Source organism: Nocardioides sp., from assembly GCF_041393715.1.
Classification (GTDB): domain Bacteria; phylum Actinomycetota; class Actinomycetes; order Propionibacteriales; family Nocardioidaceae; genus Nocardioides.
The window spans coordinates 81,911-98,576 of record NZ_JAWKJQ010000005.1 but is presented as its reverse complement, the minus strand read 5'-3'; the positions used below and the strand labels follow the sequence as shown (position 1 = coordinate 98,576).

The window sequence follows — 16,666 nt, the reverse complement described above, 5'->3', positions numbered from 1 at the left end:
CAGGTTGGGGTCGCCGAAGGGACGGGAGGTACGCCGTGCGCTCACTGGTCCGCTCCGTTCGACAGCTCCAGCGACTCGCGGTCTTCGAGGCGGTCGGCCGGCTGGGCAGCTTCTCGTCGGCGGCCGCGGAGTTCGGCATGTCGCAGCCGGCCGTCTCCAAGCAGATGCGGGCGCTGGAGGGCACGCTCGGGGTGGCGCTCTTCGACCGGGGCCACAACCGGGCGCGGCTGACGCCCGACGGGCTGCTCCTGCACCAGGCGGTGTCGGACTCCTTCGAGGTGCTCGAGCGGCGACTCGCCGACCTGCGCCGCGGCGGTGAGCGACTGCGGGTCGCGGTGCAGCCGTCGGTGGCCGAGAGCTGGTTCGTCCCGCATCTGGGTGCGCTGCGCGAGGCGGTCGCCCCGACGGAGGTGGAGCTGGTCGTCTTCGACCACGACCGCGAGCTGGCCGGCATCGAGCACGACGTGAGCGTGCGGTTCGCCGCCCGCCCCGCACCGGGCGGTCGCACCGAGCGGCTGGTGCCCGAGGAGGTCGTCCCGCTGGCGTCACCCGAGCTGGCCGAGGCGCTCGGCCTGTCCGAGCGCTCCGCCGCGGCCGACCTGGTCGAGGCACCTCTGCTGCACGTCGACCACACCGACCGCGGGTGGCTCGACTGGCCGGCCTGGTTCGCCGGCCACGGCCTCGAGCTCGAGGTGGCGCGCGACGCGATGCGCTACCCGACCTACGGCAGCGCCTTCCCGCTCGCCATCAGCGGCGCCGGCGTGATGCTCGGTTGGCGCACGCTCACCGGCGAGCACCTGCGCCGTGGCCTGCTGCGACCCGTCGGGCCGCCGCTGCTGCGCCCCGACCACGGCTACGACCTGCACTGGCCGGCCGCGCTCACCCGTGACGCGGGGCTGCAGCGGCTACGCGCCTGGCTGCGCGAGGTGGTGCGCAGCCAGGCCTAGCCAGGGCGTGGGTCGGTCGGCTCAGGCGAGCGCGGAGGCCTTGGCCGCCGCGAACTCCTCGTCGGTCAGCATGCCGGCGCTGTGCAGCGAGGCGAGCCGCTCCAGGGTCGCCACGATGTCGTTGCCACCCGCCGGCGGTGCCGGCGGTGCCGCTGCCGGTGGTGCCGCTGCCGCTGGGGCCGCTGCCGGGGCGGCGGCCGGGGGCGGCGGAGCGGCCTGGGCCTGCTCCGCGGCGTACCGCTGCTGCTGGCGTCGGGCCACGTTGCCGGTGACCGCCTGGGCGGTGCCGGCGATCACGGCGGTGCGGGCGGCGGTGCCGATCAGCCCGGGTCGTCCGACTCGTCTCATGTCAGGTCACTTCCTTCCGGGTCAGTCGTCGCCGGCGGCGGCGTCCTCGATCTCGTCGAGCACCCAGGCCGGGATCCGATGGGCGGCGAGCAGCTCGCCGCCCGTGCCGCGGACTGCGGCGGTCAGCTCGCGCGCCCAGACGTGCTCGAAGAGCACGACCAGCGCGGTCTGGCCCGGGTCGAGGTCCTCGGCGGCGTCCATCACGTCGTCCTCGCCGACCAGTCCCTGCTCGGGCAGCGCCATCTCGGCGAAGCGCAGGCCCAGGTCCTCGGCCTCGGCCAGCGAGAGCTCGCCTCCGGCGTCACGGGACACCACGACAAGGTCGAGCAGCCGGACCACCCCCGACTCCACCGCCTTGTCGAGGTGGTCGCGCACGTCCTGGGGCACGGTGTCGCCGGCGAAGCCGATCACCAGCAGGTCGCTCGGTGCGTGTCGCACGTCCATGGTGGCTCCGATCCGCACCCGGCGTCAGGCCAGGGCCTTGGCCTTGATCGCGTCGAACTCCTGCTGGGTGATCGCACCGGAGGAGAGGAGCTGGTGGGCCTGGGCGATCTGGTCGGTGGGTGACGCGGCGGCGACCTCACGGATGTAGGCGTCGGTGTCGGCCTTCGCCTGCTGCATCTGAGCCATCGAGCGCTCCGCCATGCCGCCACCGCGGACGATCAGGTAGACCAGCGCGGTCAGCGCGGGAAGGAAGATCAGGAAGAAGACCCAGACCGCCTTCATCCCACCGGAGACCTCCTTGTCGCGGAAGAGGTCGATGAGCACGTTGAAGAGCACCATCAGGTAGGCGATCATCAGGAAGAGGGACAGGCTGAACCAGAAGAAGTCCCAGAAGCTGTTCACGATGTGGTCCTTTGTGTCGAGAAAGACGGATGTCGTCCCCCGCTGGGCATCCTGACACATGCCGCGGGGGCGGCGCGCACACGCCCCGCCGTGTCACGAGGCGGGTGCGGTGGTCAGCCCGAACGCCGCCCACAGCGACGGCGCCCCGGCCGCGTCGGCGAGCGGCGTCCCGCCGGCCACCTCGGACAGCGCCGCGGACAGCGAGAGATGGGTCAGCGGCGCGTGGACGACGACGCCGGAGAGCGTGGGATGGAGCACCACGGTCAGCACGCTGTTGTCCGGGTCGGCGTCGCCCTTGGTCTCGTCCTCGTCGGCCGTGATCACCACGGCCAGCCGCCCCGAGGCCCAGTCGGGTCCGGCCAGCACCGCCTCGACCTTGTCCTGGAGCCACCGGTCTGCCACCTGCAACGAGCAGTCGTGGGCGTCGTGGCACAGGTTGGGCACCACCATGCCCACGTCGGGCAGCGCGCCGGCGGCGACGTCCTTGGCGAACGGCGCCAACGAGAGGTCGTGCTGCTCGCACAGGTCGCGCTCGTCGACGTGGTAGGTCCACGCGTTGTGCCGGGCGACGTAGCCGTTGCCGCCGTTCTCGAGGTAGCAGGGCTGCGGCATGCCGTCGTTGTAGACACCGGCGGTGCGGCCGTTGGCCAGCGCCTGGCCGAACACCGACGGACCCGACAGGGGGTGTGCCTTCGGCAGCTTGTCGTCCTCGACACCGGCCGTCGTACCGCCGACGATGGCGAGGTAGTTGGGCAGGGAGGGGTGGGCGACGCCCTGGTAGTGGTCGGCGTAGCCGTACGTCGTCGCCAGCGAGGCGGTGAACGGCATGTCCGCCTGCATCTGCTCCAGCGAGTGGTTCTCGACGACGAACACGAGCACCTTGTCGACCTGCCCGGCGGGGGTGCCGGTGGCGGGCCCCGTGGTGGCTCCGGTCGACGACGCCGGGCTCGCGGTCGGCTCCGGGTCGGCGCCGCTCGAGCAGCCGGCCATCGCCGCGAGACCCATGGCCACCAGCGCGACCCCCACCCGCCGACCTCGGCGACTCCCCCGGCTCGTCATGCTCCAGACCATAGACGGGACCGGCTCAGAGCAACCTGAGAACGCCGCATCCGCCGGAGGACCAGCAGGCTCAGGAGCAGGACTCCAGGGTGGCGTCGTCGCGGGCCCGGTCACCGAGCCTGCGCGCCATCGCGGTGTCGGGCAGCACCACGCTCGCGCCGCCGATGTTGCCGATGCCGCCCTGGACCACGCAGTTGGTGATCTTGCTCGGCTTGATCTGGGCGGCGGCGTCGGCGAGCCGGTAGAGCTCGGTGGGTGACAGGTCGGTGGCCATGTTGCGCATCGCCGTGAGCACGCCGTTCTCCAGGAAGCCCGGCTGGTCGGCTCGGGCCCGGATCTTGGCCTGGATCCCGCGCAGCACCCGCTGCTGGTTGGCGGACCGGTCGAAGTCGCCACGCAGCAGGTTGTGCCGGATCCGCGAGAACGCCATCGCGTCGTAGCCGCCGAGGTGGATCTTCCCGGCGGGGAAGCCTCCGGGCTTGAGATAGGTGTCGGAGAACGCCACGGGGTTGTCGACCTCGATGCCGCCGATCGACTTCACCATCTCGATGAAGTAGGGGAACCGTGAGACGAAGACGTAGTCGGGCTGGATGCCGACCAGGTTGCCCACGGTCTGGCCCAGCAGCTTCGGGCCGCCGAAGTAGAGCGAGGCGTTGATCTTGTTGGAGCCGTAGCCGGGGATGGAGACCCAGGAGTCGCGCGGGATGCCGATCGCCGCGGCGGCTCCGGTGCGGGTGTCCACGCCCACCAGCTGGAGGGCGTCGCCGCGGGTCCGGGTCATGTCCTCCCCTGGCCGGGCGTCGGAGCCCACCATCAGGATCCAGACCAGGTCGGGGTTGACGTCGACCCCGGAGGCACCACCGACCTTCACCAGGGTCATCTGGGTGGGCGCGGGGCTGCTGTCGGGGATACCGAGCGCCAGCACCCCCAGGACGACACCCAGGGTGCCGAGGCGAAGCATCCGGCGCCACCGGCGCCTGCCGGGCGTGCCGACTCCCGCGCTCCTCGGGCCACTCATGAGGCCGCCCCCGATCCGCTGGGGGACGCGCTGCCCGACTCCCGGCCGCCCACCGGCCGCTGCCCCTTGGTGACGTCGTAGCCGAACACCCGCCAGACCCGGTTCTGCCGAACCAGCCGCAGCCGCCCGCTGACCGTCACCCGCCGCGCGACCTCGCCCTCGGTCACGAAGACCAGCCGGACCCGGGCCGTGGCCGCCTGGGCCACGCCGCGCACGCCGAGCAGGTCGATGGTGAGCCGCCGGGCCTTCGGGGTGACCCGGTCGATCCGAGAGCCGATGTCGGCGTTGCTCATCAGCGCCTCGTCCTGCACCGCCTCCTTGGCGGCCCCCTTGGTGAACCGCGGGAAGGCGTCGTCGAACGCCGCACGCGGGTAGTCACCGGCGACGTACGCCGCGTCGAACCAGCCGTCGACCGCGCGAGTGACGTTGCTCACGGCGCGCTCCTTCTCCTGCGCCCCCACCCGGCCGGTGACGACGCCGACCTTCACCGTCGTGGGGAGCGGCGGAGCCGGCGGGGTCGCCGAGCTCGACGGCGCCTCTCCGGCATCGGAATCGCCTGTGCTGGTGCAGGCCGCGAGGCCCAGCACCAGGGCGGCCACCAGCATGGTGGACGCACCTCGTGGCGGAGCCGGTCGGCCCCCGGGGCGGCGCCGCGGGCGGGCGGTCGTCGTCATCGCGTCGTACTCCGTTTCGTGTGGTGCTCGATACACCTTGCCCGATCCACCCCACGAGCCCTGCATTTGGCGCGCGGTGCGACTAGCCTTGACCAGCGAATCTAGTCCCCGCCCGATCGGAAGAGGCGAACCAGCCCGTGCCGTCCCCAGAGCAGCCCGGAACCCCCACGGCCGACCTACCGGCCGAGTTCGGCGCCAACGAGTGGCTGGTGGAGGAGATGTACGACCAGTACACCGCCGATCCGGCCAGCGTCCCGTCCGCCTGGGGGGAATGGTTCCGCTCCCACGGCGCTCCCGGTGGGGGCGCCAACGGCACCGCCTCACAGCTCCGCCCCGCCGACACTCCGCCCGGCCAGGAGGACCCCGGGGCCGACAAGGCCGAGGCCGCCACCAAGCCGGTCGCCCAGGCCCCGGCCAAGCCGGTCGCGCAGGCCCCCGCCGGCACCCCCGCCAGCGAGCCCGCGACGAAGGCGTCCGCCCCGGCCACGGGAGGCACCAAGCCGACGGCTCGGCCGCGCCCCGCCTCGACCGCCGCCGAGCCGGCTCGCGGCACCACGGCACCGGTGGCCAAGGACCCCACTCCGGCGGCCCCCGCGGCCGACCATGCCGAGCCGACGTTCACGGTGCTGCGCGGCGCACCGGCACGCACCGTGCAGAACATGGACATCTCGCTCTCCGTGCCCACCGCCACCTCGGTGCGCTCGGTGCCGGTGAAGCTGCTCTGGGACAACCGGATCGTCATCAACAACCACCTCGCCCGAGCCCGCGGCGGCAAGGTCTCCTTCACCCACATCATCGGCTACGCGCTGGTCAAGGCGCTGCGTGCGATGCCCGAGATGAACGTCGGCTTCGATGTCGTCGACGGCAAGCCCAACCTGATCCAGCCCGCCCACATCAACCTGGGTCTGGCCATCGACCTGCCCAAGCCCGACGGCACCCGTCAGCTCCTGGTGCCGTCGATCAAGGCCGCGGAGACCATGGACTTCGCGGGCTTCTGGACGGCCTACGAGACCCTGGTCCGCAAGGCCCGCGACGGCAAGCTGGCGGTCGAGGACTTCCAGGGCACCACCATCTCGCTGACCAACCCCGGCACCATCGGCACCAACCACTCCGTGCCGCGGCTGATGAAGGGGCAGGGCGCGATCATCGGCGTCGGCGCGATGGAGTACCCGCCGGAATGGCAGGGCGCCTCCGAGGACAGCCTCACCCGCAACGCGATCAGCCGGGTGATGACGCTGACCTCCACCTATGACCACCGGGTGATCCAGGGCGCGCAGAGCGGGGAGTTCCTGCGCCGGGTGCACCTGCTGCTGCTCGGCGAGGACGGCTTCTACGACGAGATCTTCCGGTCGCTGCGGATCCCCTACGAGCCGATCCGCTGGTCCAACGACATCGCCACCTCCCACGACGACGAGATCGGCAAGCAGGCCCGCATCCTGGAGCTGATCCACGCCTACCGGGTGCGCGGCCACATGATGGCCGACACCGACCCGCTGGAGTACCGCCAGCGCTCCCACCCCGACCTCGAGGTCGAGTCACACGGCCTCACCCTGTGGGACCTCGACCGCGAGTTCGCCACCGGCGAGTTCGGCGGCGAGCGACGGTTCATGAAGATGCGCAACATCCTGGGCATCCTGCGCGACTCCTACTGCCGCACCGTCGGCATCGAGTACATGCACATCATGGACCCCGACCAGCGCAAGTGGATCCAGGAGCGGGTCGAGCAGCCGCACCAGAAGCCACCGCGCGAGGAGCAGCTGCGGATCCTGCTGAAGCTCAACCAGGCCGAGGCGTTCGAGACGTTCCTGCAGACCAAGTTCGTCGGCCAGAAGCGGTTCTCGCTGGAGGGCGGCGAGACCACGATCCCGCTGATCGACGAGATCTGCGAGGCCGCGGCCGAGGCCACCCTCGACGAGGTCACCATCGGGATGGCCCACCGCGGCCGCCTCAACGTGCTGGCCAACATCGTCGGCAAGAAGTACTCCCAGATCTTCCGCGAGTTCGAGGGCAACATCGACCCGCGCACCGTCCAGGGCTCCGGCGACGTGAAGTACCACCTCGGGGCCGAGGGCGAGTTCGTGGCGGGGTCCGGGTCCCGGATCAAGGTGTCGGTGGCCGCCAACCCGTCCCACCTCGAGGCGGTCGACCCGGTGCTGGAGGGCATCGCCCGCGCCAAGCAGGACGTCCTCGACCGCGGCGCCGACTACCCCGTGCTCCCGCTGCTGGTCCACGGCGACGCGGCGTTCGCCGGCCAGGGAGTCGTCGCCGAGACGCTCAACCTGTCGCAGCTGCGCGGCTACCGCACCGGCGGGACCATCCACGTGGTCGTCAACAACCAGGTCGGGTTCACCACCTCGCCCGGGTCGTCACGCTCCTCGCTCTACTGCACCGACGTGGCGCGGATGGTGCAGGCGCCGATCTTCCACGTCAACGGCGACGACCCCGAGGCGTGCATCCGGGTGGCCCGGCTGGCCTTCGAGTACCGCCAGGCCTTCAACAAGGACGTCGTCATCGACCTGGTCTGCTACCGCCGACGCGGACACAACGAGGGCGACGACCCGTCGTACACCCAGCCGCTGATGTACGACCTGATCGAGCAGAAGCGCTCGGTGCGCAAGCTCTACACCGAGTCGCTCATCGGCCGCGGCGACATCACGCTGGAGGAGGCCGAGCAGGTCCTCAAGGACTACCAGCAGCAGCTGGAGCGGGTCTTCACCGAGGTGCGCGAGGCCGACTCCCAGCCGTCGGAGTGGACCACCGTCCCCGACTACCCCGACAAGCCGGCCGGCGAGGCCCGCACCGCGGTCACCCCCGAGGTGCTCAAGCGGATCGCGGACTCCTACGTCACACCGCCCGACGGGTTCACCGTGCACCCCAAGGTGATGCCGCAGCTGCAGCGCCGGGCGGCCGCGATCGTCGACGGGCCGATCGACTGGGGCACCGGCGAGGTGCTCGCGTTCGGCTCGCTGCTGATGGAGGGGCGCCCGGTCCGACTGGCGGGCCAGGACTCCCGGCGCGGCACCTTCGTCCAGCGGTTCGCCACGATCATCGACCGCACCAACGCCGACGAGTGGACCCCGCTGTCCAACCTGTCCGACGACCAGGCGAAGTTCTTCGTCTACGACTCGCTGCTCTCGGAGTACGCCGCCCTCGGCTTCGAGTACGGCTACTCCGTCGCCCGCCCGGAGGCGCTGGTGCTGTGGGAGGCGCAGTTCGGTGACTTCGTCAACGGCGCGCAGACCGTGATCGACGAGTTCATCACCTCCAGTGAGACAAAATGGCGCCAGCAGTCCGGCGTGGTGCTGCTGCTGCCGCACGGCTACGAGGGACAGGGCCCCGACCACTCCTCGGCGCGCATCGAGCGGTTCATGACCATGTGCGCCGAGAACACGTTCGTGGTGGCCCAGCCGTCGACGCCCGCCTCGCACTTCCACCTGCTGCGCCGGCACTCCCTCGGCGAGGAGCACAAGCCGCTCATCGTGTTCACGCCCAAGTCGATGCTGAAGCGCAAGGAGGCCGCCTCCGTGCCGGCCGACTTCACGCAGGGCTCGTTCCGGCCGCTGATCACCGACGACCAGGCCGACACCGGTGCCGTCGAGACGCTGCTCCTCTGCTCGGGCCGCATCACCTGGGACCTGATGGTCGAGCGGGCCAAGCAGGAGCAGCCGGGGAAGTGGGCGATCGCCCGCGTCGAGCAGCTCTACCCCGCACCCGCGGCGGAGATCGCCGCCGAGATCGCCAGGTACCCCGGCCTCAAGGCGGTCCGCTGGGTGCAGGACGAGCCCGCGAACATGGGTCCGTGGCCGCACTACCAGCTCAACGTGTGGCCGGAGGTGGGCCACCCGGTCGAGCGGGTCAGCCGTCCGGCGTCCGCGTCACCCTCGGTGGGCACGCTGCGTCGGCACAGCGAGGAGCAGGGCGGCCTGCTGGCCCAGGCCTTCGCGCCGGCCCAGGGCTGACGCTGCGATGTACTTCACCGACCGCGGCATCGAGGAGCTGGAGCGGCGCCGCGGCGACGAGGAGGTCACCCTGGCCTGGGTGGCCGAGCGGCTCACCGAGTTCACCGACGTGCACCCCGAGCACGAGACCGCCGTCGAGCGGTTCGCCACCTGGCTTGCTCGCCTCGACGATCCGGAGGACTGAGCGCGTCCGGTGGCGCGGTCAGCCCCGGCCGGGGCGCAGCACGACCTCCGGCACCGTGGCGTCGGCCGGCAGGTCGAGGACCTGCACGATGGCCGTGGCCACCGTCTCGGGCGCGATCCAGCGCCCCGGGTCGTAGGCCCGTCCCTCCTGCTCGTGCACGTCCTCCTGCATGGCCGTCGCCGTGCGGCCGGGGAACACCGTGCTGACCCGGACACCGTGCGGGTGCTCCTCGGCCCGCAGCGAGTCGGCCAGGGCGCGCAGCCCCGCCTTCGCCGCGGCGTACGCCGCCCAGCGGGCGCCCGGCGACAGGGCCGCGGTCGAGTTGACGAACACCACGGTGCCGCCGGCGGCCCGCAGCGCCGGGAGCAACTCGCGGGTCACCAGCGCGGGGGCGAGCAGGTTGACGTCGAGCTGCCGCCGCCACGAGCCCTCGTCGAGCTCGGCGATCGCGGCCAGCTCGACCAGTCCGGCCACGTGGACCAGGGAGTCGACCCGGTCGGGGACGACCCGGGACAGGCCGGCCAGCGACGCCGGTCGGGCGAGGTCGGCCTCCACCAGGAGTGCGTCGGGGAACTCGTGCGACAGGTCCTCGATCCGCTCCGCATCGCGCAGCAGCAGCACCAGCCGGTCGCCGCGGTCACGCAGCCGTCGGGCGAGGACGTTGCCGATGCCGGAGCCCGCTCCCGTGAGGACACGGGTGGCCGTCATCGGGTGAAGACGATCTTGCCGAACATCTCTCCGGCCGCCATGGCCGCGAAGCCGTCGCGCGCCTGCTCCATCGGCATGGTCCGGTCGACGACCGGGCGCGCGCCGGTGGCGTCGAGCATCGACACCAGCTGGGCGAGCTCGCCGCGGGTGCCCATCGTGGAGCCGATCACCGCGAGCTGCAGGAAGAAGATGCGGGTCAGCTCGGCGTTGTCGACGTCGGGGCCGGACGTCGTGCCGGAGATGACGATCCGGCCGCCGGGCCGCAGGCTCTTGACGGAGTGGGACCAGGTGGCCTTGCCCACGCTCTCCATGACGGCGTCGACCCGCACCGGCAGCCGCGCGCCGGACTCGAAGACCTGGTGCGCCCCGAGCTCGAGCGCCCGGGCCCGCTTGGCCTCGTCGCGCGAGGTCGCCAGCACCTGGAGACCGCCGGCGCGCGCGAGGGTGATCAGGGCGGTGGCCAGGCCGCCGCCCGCGCCCTGCACCAGCACCGTCTCGCCCGGCCGCATCGCGCCCTGGACGAAGAGCATGCGGTAGGCCGTCAGCCAGGCCGTCGGCAGACAGGCGGCCTCCTCGAAGGACAGCGAGGCCGGCTTGGGGATCACGTTGCCCACGGGCACCGCCACCTTGTCGGCGAAGGTCCCCTGGTAGCGCTCGGACAGCAGGGAGCGGCCGGGGTCGAGGGTCTCGTCGCCGCTCCAGCCGGGCGAGCTGACGACGCCGTGGACGAGCACCTCGTTGCCGTCCTCGTCGAGGCCGGCGGCGTCGCAGCCGAGGATCATCGGCAGCGCCTCCTGGCGCAGCCCGACGCCGCGCAGCGACCACAGGTCGTGGTGGTTGAGCGAGGCGGCCTTGACGGTGACGGTGGTCCAGCCGTCGGGCACCTCGGGGTCGGGGCGCTCGCCCACCACGAGGCCGGACAGCGGGTCGTCGGCCGAGAACGACTCGGCGTACACAGCGAACATGCGGCCCACGCTAGCGAGCCCGCGGTACGACGGGGCTCAGCGGGTGGCGACGCCGTCGCGCCGCGCGGCCTCGGACACTGCGGTCGCGACGGCCGGTCCGACCCGCGGGTCGAACGGCGACGGGACGATCATGTCCTCGGCCAGATCGTCACCGACCAGCGCGGCGAGCGCGGCGGCGGCCGCGAGCTTCATCCCCTCGGTGATCGCGGTGGCCCCCACGTCGAAGGCGCCCCGGAAGATGCCGGGGAAGGCCAGCACGTTGTTGATCTGGTTGGGGAAGTCGGACCGTCCCGTCGCCACCACGCGGGCGTAGCGGTGGGCGAGGTCGGGGTGCACCTCGGGGTGGGGGTTGGCCAGCCCGAAGATGATCGCCTCGGGGGCCATGGACGCCACGATCTCCTCGGGCACGCTGCCACCGGAGACGCCGAGATAGACGTCGGCGCCCGCCATCACGTCGGCCAGCGTGCCGCGCCGGTCGTGCCGGTCGGCGGTGTCCTCGGCCAGCGCCCGCTTGACGGGGGTCAGGTCGGTCCGGCTGGAGTGCAGCACGCCCTGCCGGTCGAGCACCGCGAGATCGGTGACGCCGGCCTCCAGGAGGATCCTGGCCACCGCCACCCCGGCGGCCCCGGCGCCCTGGATCACCACGCGCGTGGAGGCCGGGTCGCGGCCGGTGAGCCGCAGCGCGTTCTGCAGCGCCGCCAGCGCGACCACGGCGGTGCCGTGCTGGTCGTCGTGGAAGACCGGGATGTCGAGCCGCTCCTTGAGCCGCGCCTCGATCTCGAAGCAGCGGGGCGCGGAGATGTCCTCGAGGTTGATGCCGCCGAAGCTGGGGGCCATCCGGGCGACGGTCTCGATGATCTCCTCGACGTCGGTGGTGGCCAGGCAGATCGGCACCGCGTCGACGCCGCCGAACTGCTTGAACAGCACGGCCTTGCCCTCCATCACGGGCATCGCGGCCGAGGGACCGATGTCGCCCAGGCCGAGCACCGCCGTACCGTCGGTGACCACCGCGACCGTGTTGGGCACCCAGGTGTAGTGGCGGGTCATGGCCGGGTCCTCGGCGATCGCCTCGCAGACGCGGGCGACGCCCGGGGTGTAGGCCATGGACAGGTCGTCACGACCCGCGAGCGCGACGGTCGAGACCGTCTCGAGCTTGCCTCCGATGTGGAGGTCGAACACCGGGTCGCCGGCGAACGGCCCGGGCTCGGGCCGAGGGCCCAGGGCGGCAGTGGTGGTGGGGTCGGCAGTCATCGGGGGTATGTCGGAGCCTTCCGGTCCGCGGGCCGCGGCGGCCCGCTCCTGTCAACGAGCCAGTCTCGCACAGCGACGCGCCCCCGCCCGGCACGCCCTCGTTCCCCGCGTCCGGCGTCGTCAGCGCCCGGCTCGGGTGCGGCGCAGCACGCGCGGCCACGGCCACAGCCTGACCCTGGCGACGGCCAGCACCGCCGCTGCGTCGACCGGCCCGCGGTGCCTGGAGTCGACTCCTTCGTCGGGGTTGTCGCTGAGCAGCCACCAACCGGGCCCACCGGTCGCGGTGGTACGCCGCTCGGTGGCCCGCTTCACCGCCACCGTGCCGTCGGCCAGCCGGGCCACGACGACCTCGCCGGGGCGCGGCGTGGCGGCGTACCGCACCAGCAGGCGGTCGCCCGGTCGCAGCCCGGGCAGCATCGAGCCGCCGCGCACCCGGGCCAGCCCCCAGGGGAGCCGGGAGGGCGGCACGTCGGGCCGTCGGCCACCCCCGCGCATGTCTCTGCCCACGCCGGGTAGTGTCGCAGCAGAGGCAGCCGCCTCCCCCGTGACCGCATCTCGAGAGGACCCTGCTCGTGCGACTGTTCGCCCCCACCATCGAGGTCTCCGCCCACTGCGACCTGCCCTGTGGTGTCTACGACCCCGCGCAGGCCCGGATCGAGGCCGAGAGCGTCAAGGCCATCATCGGCAAGGTCGCCGACAACGACGACCCCGACTTCCGGACCCGCGCCCTGATCATCAAGGAGCAGCGGGCCGAGCTGGTCAAGCACCACCTCTGGGTGCTGTGGACCGACTACTTCAAGCCTCCGCACTTCGAGACCTACCCGCAGCTGCACACCCTGGTCAACGAGGCCACCAAGCTGGCCGGCGCGGCGGGCGCCAAGGGCACCTTCGACGCCGACAAGGCCGACGAGCTGCTGGCCAAGATCGACGAGATCGCGGAGATCTTCTGGGAGACGAAGAAGGGCTGACGAAGTCAGCACTTCTTCGTCGTACGGAACTCGCGACGAAGTCGCGAGTCCTTGCCACACCGGAGTGAGCCTGGCCGTCGTACGGCCCCGGCACCCACCACGGACCCGGGCGCGGATCGGTAGCATCCGGCGGGAGGGCCCGCTGTGGGCCGAGGGCCCGGGCGGACCGGGACGACACCGAGGGGTGAGATGGTCGACCGTCAGGAGCGCCGCGCGGACGTCGAGCTGAGGCTGCCGGCCGACGGCGCCTACGCCTCGGTGCTGCGCACCACCACGGCCGGCCTCGCGGCCAGGCTCGACTTCACCCTCGACGACATCGAGGACCTCCGGATGGCCGCCGGCGAGGCCGGAGCGATGGTCCTCGAGCGCGCCGAGCCGGGTGGCGACCTGGTCTGTGCCTACCACTTGGCCCCGGGCCGGCTGACGATGACCCTGACGGTCACCGCCGACCAGCCGGCCGACCCCGACTACGAGAGCTTCGCCTGGCAGGTGCTCAGCACGCTGGCCGCCGACGCCAGCGCGGAGGCGACGCCCGACGCGTTCACGGTCAGCCTGACCATGGAGTCCGACCTGGTGGCGCCCGGACCATGACGGCCGACCACTCGGGGGGCGAGCGGCTGGAGGAGCCGAGCGGCCACGAGGAGACCCGAGCGCGCAGCGCCGAGCTGTTCGGCGAGCTGCGCGCCGGTTCCGCCCACGCACGCGACGCCCTCGTGCACCTGCACCTGCCGCTGGTGGAGTACTGCGCCCGGCGGTTCCGCAACCGCGGGGAGCCGTTCGAGGACCTGGTCCAGGTGGGCACCATCGGGCTGATCAAGGCGATCGACCGGTTCGACGACGGCCGCGGGGTGGAGTTCACGACATACGCCACCCCCACGATCCTCGGAGAGATCAAGCGCCACTTCCGCGACAAGGGCTGGGCGATCCGCGTCCCTCGGCGGCTCCAGGAGCTCCGGCTGGCGATCTCGTCGCACACTGGGGACCTGACCCAGCAGCTGGGCCGCTCCCCCACGCCTCGCGAGCTGGCCACCGCCATCGGCTGCTCGGTCGACGACGTCATGGAGGGCCTGGAGTCGGCCAACGCCTACGCCACCATCTCGCTGGACGCGCCCGACGACAGCGAGGACAGCGCCGCGACCATGCTCGACGCGCTCGGTATCGATGACGAGAACCTCGGCCACGTGGAGCTGCGCGAGTCGATCCGGCCGATGCTCGATCGCCTCGACCAGCGCTCCCAGCAGATCCTGGTCCTGCGCTTCTTCCGCAACATGACGCAGACCCAGATCGCCGCCGAGGTCGGGATCTCGCAGATGCACGTGTCCCGCCTGTTGGCCCGTTCCCTCGAGGAGCTGCGAGCCGCGCTCCAGTCTGAGAGCGGCTAGCCGACCCCGTCGTCGGGGTCCGGCGCCTCGAGCGCGGCGATGCTGGCGGGGGCCAACAAGCCACCGACGGCCACCACCGCCGAGACCGCCAGCAGCAGCGCCACCCAGGTGGTGCCGCCGCCGCGGAAGGACCAGGCGACCCCCAGCCAGACCAGCTGGGCGAGCACCACCGGCCCGCGCGCCCAGGAGTGCAGCCCCAGCAGCCCCCAGGCGCCGACCAGCAGCATGGCGGCGTACGCCGCGAAGAAGGCCGCGGTGGTGACCCCCATCGTCACCCGCCCGGAGGTGAGGGAGAAGAGCTCCAGCACGCCGTAGCCGAGCAGCCCGAGCCCCTGGAGCGCCGCCACCACCGCCGCTCCCCGCAGCGGGGCCGGCGCCTGCCGTCCGGGCATCTGCACCTGGTCAGGTTAGTCATGTGAGGAAACAAACCCGGCGCGGGGGTTGTTTCCCGGCTCCGGACTTGTCACGCTGTCTGTGGTGATCGTGAACCGATTCACGATCACCCGTCGTGGCGTGCCCGCCGGGCACCCATTTCTCGCACCCCCACCCCGACCGATACAGAGAGGTCAGCCACCCCCATGGATTGGCGCAGCCGTTCCGCGTGCCTCGACGAGGACCCGGAGCTGTTCTTCCCGATCGGCAACACCGGGCCGGCCATCCTCCAGATCGAGGAGGCCAAGCAGGTGTGCCGGCGCTGTGAGGTGCGCGAACAGTGCCTCGCCTGGGCGCTGGAGGCCGGCCAGGACCACGGGGTGTGGGGCGGTCTGTCCGAGGACGAGCGCCGGGCGCTCAAGCGTCGCAACGCGCGGTCCCGGGTCCGCACCACCGCCTGACGCGGTCTTCCCGCGCACCTCCCGCCGCGGTGTCGCGCCCTGCCGGTCAGTCCGCCGGGATGTCGACGCGCACGCGGGTGCCTCCCCCGGTCGCGGCGTCCACCGCGAGCTGACCGCCGAGCTCCGACTCCACCAGGGTCCGCACGATCGAGAGCCCCAGGTGGGTCGAGGTGTCCAGGTCGAAGCCGGCCGGCACACCCACCCCGTCGTCGGTGACCGTGCAGGCGAGCCGCCCCAGCGCGCGGCGTACCTCCAGGGCGATCTCCCCGGTGGCCCCGGGCTCCGGGAAGCCGTGCTCGACGGCGTTCTGCAGCACCTCGGTGAGCACCATCGCCAGCGCGGTCGCCCGCTCCGAGGAGAGCAGGCCGAAGGACCCCGCGCGTCGCACGTGTACGCCGGCGCTCACGGCGCTGACCTCGGTGACCATGGCGCACAGGCGGTCCGCGATCTCGTCGAACGCGACCGTGCCCTCCACCGTCTGGCTGAGCGTCTCGTGGACGATCGCGATGGAACCGACCCGGCGGACCGCCTCCTCGAGCGCGGACTTGGCCGCCGGCTCCTCGATCCGGCGAGCCTGCAGGCGCAGCAGCGCGGCCACGGTCTGCAGGTTGTTCTTCACCCGGTGGTGGATCTCCCGGATCGTGGTGTCCTTGGTGACCAGCTCCCGGTCGCGTCGGCGCAGGTCCGTCACGTCGCGCACCAGGATCAGCGCACCGGCATGCTCGCCGTCGGGCCGCATCGGGATCGCCCGGACGATCAACGAGGTGCCCTCGCCGCCGATCTCGGTGTCGCGGGCGACCCGCCCGCCCAGCACCGCACTCAGCGTCTCCTCGTCGGGGCGGCGGCGCGGTGGCACCAGGGTCCGGGTCACGTCGGCGAGCACGCTGCCCTCCAGGTCCCCGCGGTTGCCCAGCCGGCGATAGACCGAGAGCGCGTTGGGGCTGGCGTAGACCACCCGGCCGGCCGCGTCGATCCGGACGAAGCCGTCACCCACCCGCGGGGAGTCGGCGTGGTCTCCCCGCTGCCCGGGGATCGGGAAGTGCCCGCCGGCGATCATCTGCGTCAGCTCGGCGGCGGTCTGCAGATAGGACAGCTCGAGCCGGCTCGGCGTCCGGACCCCGAGCAGATTGGTGTTGCGACCGATCACGGCGATCACCCGGTCCCCGCGGCGCACCGGCACCCCCTCGGACCGCACCGGCACGTCGTCGCGCCACTCCGGGTCGCCCTCGCGCACCAGCCGCCCCTCGGCGTAGGCCCGATCCAGCAGGTGCCGCCGCCCCCGCGGGATGAACGTCCCGACGACGTCGTCGACGTACGCCGTCGGGCCGGTGGTCGGTCGCATCTGGGCCGCCGCCCAGAAGCCCTTGTCCTCCTGGTCGGGCAGCCACAGCACCAGGTCGGCGAAGCTGAGGTCGGCGATGATCTGCCAGTCGGCGAGGAGCAGGTGCAGCCACGCGACGTCGTCGTCGTCGAGCGCGGTGTGGGCCCGCACGAGTTCGGTCATCGAGGGCACATCAGGCAGCG

The 16,666-nt window shown here is 72.3% G+C and carries 19 protein-coding genes; 7 read left to right on the top strand and 12 right to left on the bottom strand.

Annotated features, from left to right (window positions below; genetic code table 11):
* Window positions 1-35: 35 nt before the first annotated feature.
* Entirely contained in the window at window positions 36-947 is a 912-nt protein-coding gene (locus tag R2740_RS09380) for a LysR family transcriptional regulator (protein WP_371302421.1), read from the top strand.
* Window positions 948-968: 21 nt separating this feature from the next.
* On the opposite strand, the gene R2740_RS09375 is transcribed toward R2740_RS09380, so the two are convergent.
* The 6 genes from R2740_RS09375 to R2740_RS09350 all read right to left on the bottom strand — a co-directional run bounded on the left by R2740_RS09375 (window position 969) and on the right by R2740_RS09350 (window position 4,823).
* Window positions 969-1,295, bottom strand: a complete 327-nt coding sequence (locus R2740_RS09375; RefSeq protein ID WP_371302420.1) for an SHOCT domain-containing protein — start codon at window positions 1,293-1,295, stop codon at window positions 969-971.
* 21 nt (window positions 1,296-1,316) lie between these two features.
* Entirely contained in the window at window positions 1,317-1,739 is a 423-nt protein-coding gene (locus R2740_RS09370; RefSeq protein ID WP_371302419.1) for a DUF6325 family protein, read from the bottom strand.
* 24 nt (window positions 1,740-1,763) lie between these two features.
* Complete coding sequence (locus tag R2740_RS09365; RefSeq protein ID WP_371302418.1) at window positions 1,764-2,141, bottom strand: SHOCT domain-containing protein; 378 nt, start codon at window positions 2,139-2,141, stop codon at window positions 1,764-1,766.
* A gap of 93 nt (window positions 2,142-2,234) precedes the next feature.
* Window positions 2,235-3,200 (bottom strand): alkaline phosphatase family protein, encoded by a 966-nt coding sequence (locus R2740_RS09360; protein ID WP_371302417.1) that lies wholly within the window; start codon window positions 3,198-3,200, stop codon window positions 2,235-2,237.
* Window positions 3,201-3,270: 70 nt separating this feature from the next.
* The gene (locus tag R2740_RS09355; RefSeq protein ID WP_371302416.1) at window positions 3,271-4,161 is read right to left on the bottom strand and encodes an LCP family protein; all 891 of its coding nucleotides are present in this window, start codon (window positions 4,159-4,161) and stop codon (window positions 3,271-3,273) included.
* A 53-nt stretch (window positions 4,162-4,214) separates the two neighbouring features.
* Window positions 4,215-4,823 (bottom strand): hypothetical protein, encoded by a 609-nt coding sequence (locus tag R2740_RS09350; RefSeq protein WP_371302415.1) that lies wholly within the window; start codon window positions 4,821-4,823, stop codon window positions 4,215-4,217.
* Between the two features lie 287 nt (window positions 4,824-5,110).
* Here R2740_RS09350 and R2740_RS09345 point away from each other — a divergent pair, with 287 nt between their 5' ends.
* Complete coding sequence (locus R2740_RS09345) at window positions 5,111-8,851, top strand: multifunctional oxoglutarate decarboxylase/oxoglutarate dehydrogenase thiamine pyrophosphate-binding subunit/dihydrolipoyllysine-residue succinyltransferase subunit (protein ID WP_371302639.1); 3,741 nt, start codon at window positions 5,111-5,113, stop codon at window positions 8,849-8,851.
* 7 nt (window positions 8,852-8,858) lie between these two features.
* Window positions 8,859-9,035 carry a DUF6104 family protein gene (locus R2740_RS09340; protein ID WP_371302414.1) on the top strand — a complete coding sequence of 59 codons (177 nt, stop codon included), beginning with the start codon at window positions 8,859-8,861 and terminating at the stop codon, window positions 9,033-9,035.
* A gap of 18 nt (window positions 9,036-9,053) precedes the next feature.
* Here R2740_RS09340 and R2740_RS09335 read toward each other — a convergent pair whose 3' ends face one another.
* The 4 genes from R2740_RS09335 to R2740_RS09320 all read right to left on the bottom strand — a co-directional run bounded on the left by R2740_RS09335 (window position 9,054) and on the right by R2740_RS09320 (window position 12,466).
* Window positions 9,054-9,743 carry an SDR family oxidoreductase gene (locus R2740_RS09335; protein WP_371302413.1) on the bottom strand — a complete coding sequence of 230 codons (690 nt, stop codon included), beginning with the start codon at window positions 9,741-9,743 and terminating at the stop codon, window positions 9,054-9,056.
* The gene (locus R2740_RS09330) at window positions 9,740-10,708 is read right to left on the bottom strand and encodes a zinc-binding dehydrogenase (RefSeq protein ID WP_371302412.1); all 969 of its coding nucleotides are present in this window, start codon (window positions 10,706-10,708) and stop codon (window positions 9,740-9,742) included. Before R2740_RS09330 ends, R2740_RS09335 begins: the two co-directional genes overlap by 4 nt.
* A gap of 36 nt (window positions 10,709-10,744) precedes the next feature.
* The gene (locus R2740_RS09325; RefSeq protein ID WP_371302411.1) at window positions 10,745-11,959 is read right to left on the bottom strand and encodes an NADP-dependent malic enzyme; all 1,215 of its coding nucleotides are present in this window, start codon (window positions 11,957-11,959) and stop codon (window positions 10,745-10,747) included.
* A gap of 120 nt (window positions 11,960-12,079) precedes the next feature.
* The gene (locus R2740_RS09320; RefSeq protein ID WP_371302410.1) at window positions 12,080-12,466 is read right to left on the bottom strand and encodes a S24/S26 family peptidase; all 387 of its coding nucleotides are present in this window, start codon (window positions 12,464-12,466) and stop codon (window positions 12,080-12,082) included.
* 59 nt (window positions 12,467-12,525) lie between these two features.
* On the opposite strand from R2740_RS09320, the gene sodN reads away from it, so the two are divergent.
* The 3 genes from sodN (at window position 12,526) to R2740_RS09305 (ending at window position 14,309) form a co-directional block, all read left to right on the top strand.
* Complete coding sequence (gene sodN, locus R2740_RS09315) at window positions 12,526-12,927, top strand: superoxide dismutase, Ni (RefSeq protein ID WP_371302638.1); 402 nt, start codon at window positions 12,526-12,528, stop codon at window positions 12,925-12,927.
* Between the two features lie 189 nt (window positions 12,928-13,116).
* Window positions 13,117-13,518, top strand: coding sequence for an anti-sigma factor (locus tag R2740_RS09310; RefSeq protein ID WP_371302409.1), 402 nt, complete (start codon window positions 13,117-13,119; stop codon window positions 13,516-13,518).
* Entirely contained in the window at window positions 13,515-14,309 is a 795-nt protein-coding gene (locus tag R2740_RS09305; RefSeq protein WP_371302408.1) for an RNA polymerase sigma factor SigF, read from the top strand. The genes R2740_RS09310 and R2740_RS09305 overlap by 4 nt, the downstream gene beginning before the upstream one ends.
* Here R2740_RS09305 and R2740_RS09300 read toward each other — a convergent pair.
* On the bottom strand, window positions 14,306-14,707 hold the full coding sequence (locus R2740_RS09300; RefSeq protein WP_371302407.1) for a hypothetical protein: 402 nt from the start codon (window positions 14,705-14,707) through the stop codon (window positions 14,306-14,308). The two genes, R2740_RS09305 and R2740_RS09300, sit on opposite strands and share 4 nt — an antisense overlap.
* Window positions 14,708-14,887: 180 nt before the next feature.
* Here R2740_RS09300 and R2740_RS09295 point away from each other — a divergent pair, with 180 nt between their 5' ends.
* Window positions 14,888-15,142, top strand: coding sequence for a WhiB family transcriptional regulator (locus R2740_RS09295; protein WP_371302406.1), 255 nt, complete (start codon window positions 14,888-14,890; stop codon window positions 15,140-15,142).
* A gap of 46 nt (window positions 15,143-15,188) precedes the next feature.
* On the opposite strand, the gene R2740_RS09290 is transcribed toward R2740_RS09295, so the two are convergent.
* Window positions 15,189-16,646 (bottom strand): sensor histidine kinase, encoded by a 1,458-nt coding sequence (locus tag R2740_RS09290; RefSeq protein WP_371302405.1) that lies wholly within the window; start codon window positions 16,644-16,646, stop codon window positions 15,189-15,191.
* Window positions 16,647-16,666 lie beyond the last annotated feature (20 nt).

Excerpts from the sequence above, each read along its gene's own strand:
- R2740_RS09350 (WP_371302415.1), bottom strand. The coding sequence starts at position 4,823 with ATGCTGGTGGCCGCCCTGGTGCTGGGCCTCGCGGCCTGCACCAGCACA.
- R2740_RS09325 (WP_371302411.1), bottom strand. The coding sequence starts at position 11,959 with ATGACTGCCGACCCCACCACCACTGCCGCCCTGGGCCCTCGGCCCGAG.
- R2740_RS09345 (WP_371302639.1), top strand. The coding sequence starts at position 5,111 with ATGTACGACCAGTACACCGCCGATCCGGCCAGCGTCCCGTCCGCCTGG.
- R2740_RS09305 (WP_371302408.1), top strand. The coding sequence starts at position 13,515 with ATGACGGCCGACCACTCGGGGGGCGAGCGGCTGGAGGAGCCGAGCGGC.
- R2740_RS09360 (WP_371302417.1), bottom strand. The coding sequence starts at position 3,200 with ATGACGAGCCGGGGGAGTCGCCGAGGTCGGCGGGTGGGGGTCGCGCTG.
- R2740_RS09375 (WP_371302420.1), bottom strand. The coding sequence starts at position 1,295 with ATGAGACGAGTCGGACGACCCGGGCTGATCGGCACCGCCGCCCGCACC.
- R2740_RS09370 (WP_371302419.1), bottom strand. The coding sequence starts at position 1,739 with ATGGACGTGCGACACGCACCGAGCGACCTGCTGGTGATCGGCTTCGCC.
- R2740_RS09355 (WP_371302416.1), bottom strand. The coding sequence starts at position 4,161 with ATGCTTCGCCTCGGCACCCTGGGTGTCGTCCTGGGGGTGCTGGCGCTC.
- R2740_RS09335 (WP_371302413.1), bottom strand. The coding sequence starts at position 9,743 with ATGACGGCCACCCGTGTCCTCACGGGAGCGGGCTCCGGCATCGGCAAC.
- R2740_RS09330 (WP_371302412.1), bottom strand. The coding sequence starts at position 10,708 with ATGTTCGCTGTGTACGCCGAGTCGTTCTCGGCCGACGACCCGCTGTCC.
- R2740_RS09295 (WP_371302406.1), top strand. The coding sequence starts at position 14,888 with ATGGATTGGCGCAGCCGTTCCGCGTGCCTCGACGAGGACCCGGAGCTG.
- R2740_RS09310 (WP_371302409.1), top strand. The coding sequence starts at position 13,117 with ATGGTCGACCGTCAGGAGCGCCGCGCGGACGTCGAGCTGAGGCTGCCG.
- R2740_RS09290 (WP_371302405.1), bottom strand. The coding sequence starts at position 16,646 with ATGACCGAACTCGTGCGGGCCCACACCGCGCTCGACGACGACGACGTC.
- R2740_RS09340 (WP_371302414.1), top strand. The coding sequence starts at position 8,859 with ATGTACTTCACCGACCGCGGCATCGAGGAGCTGGAGCGGCGCCGCGGC.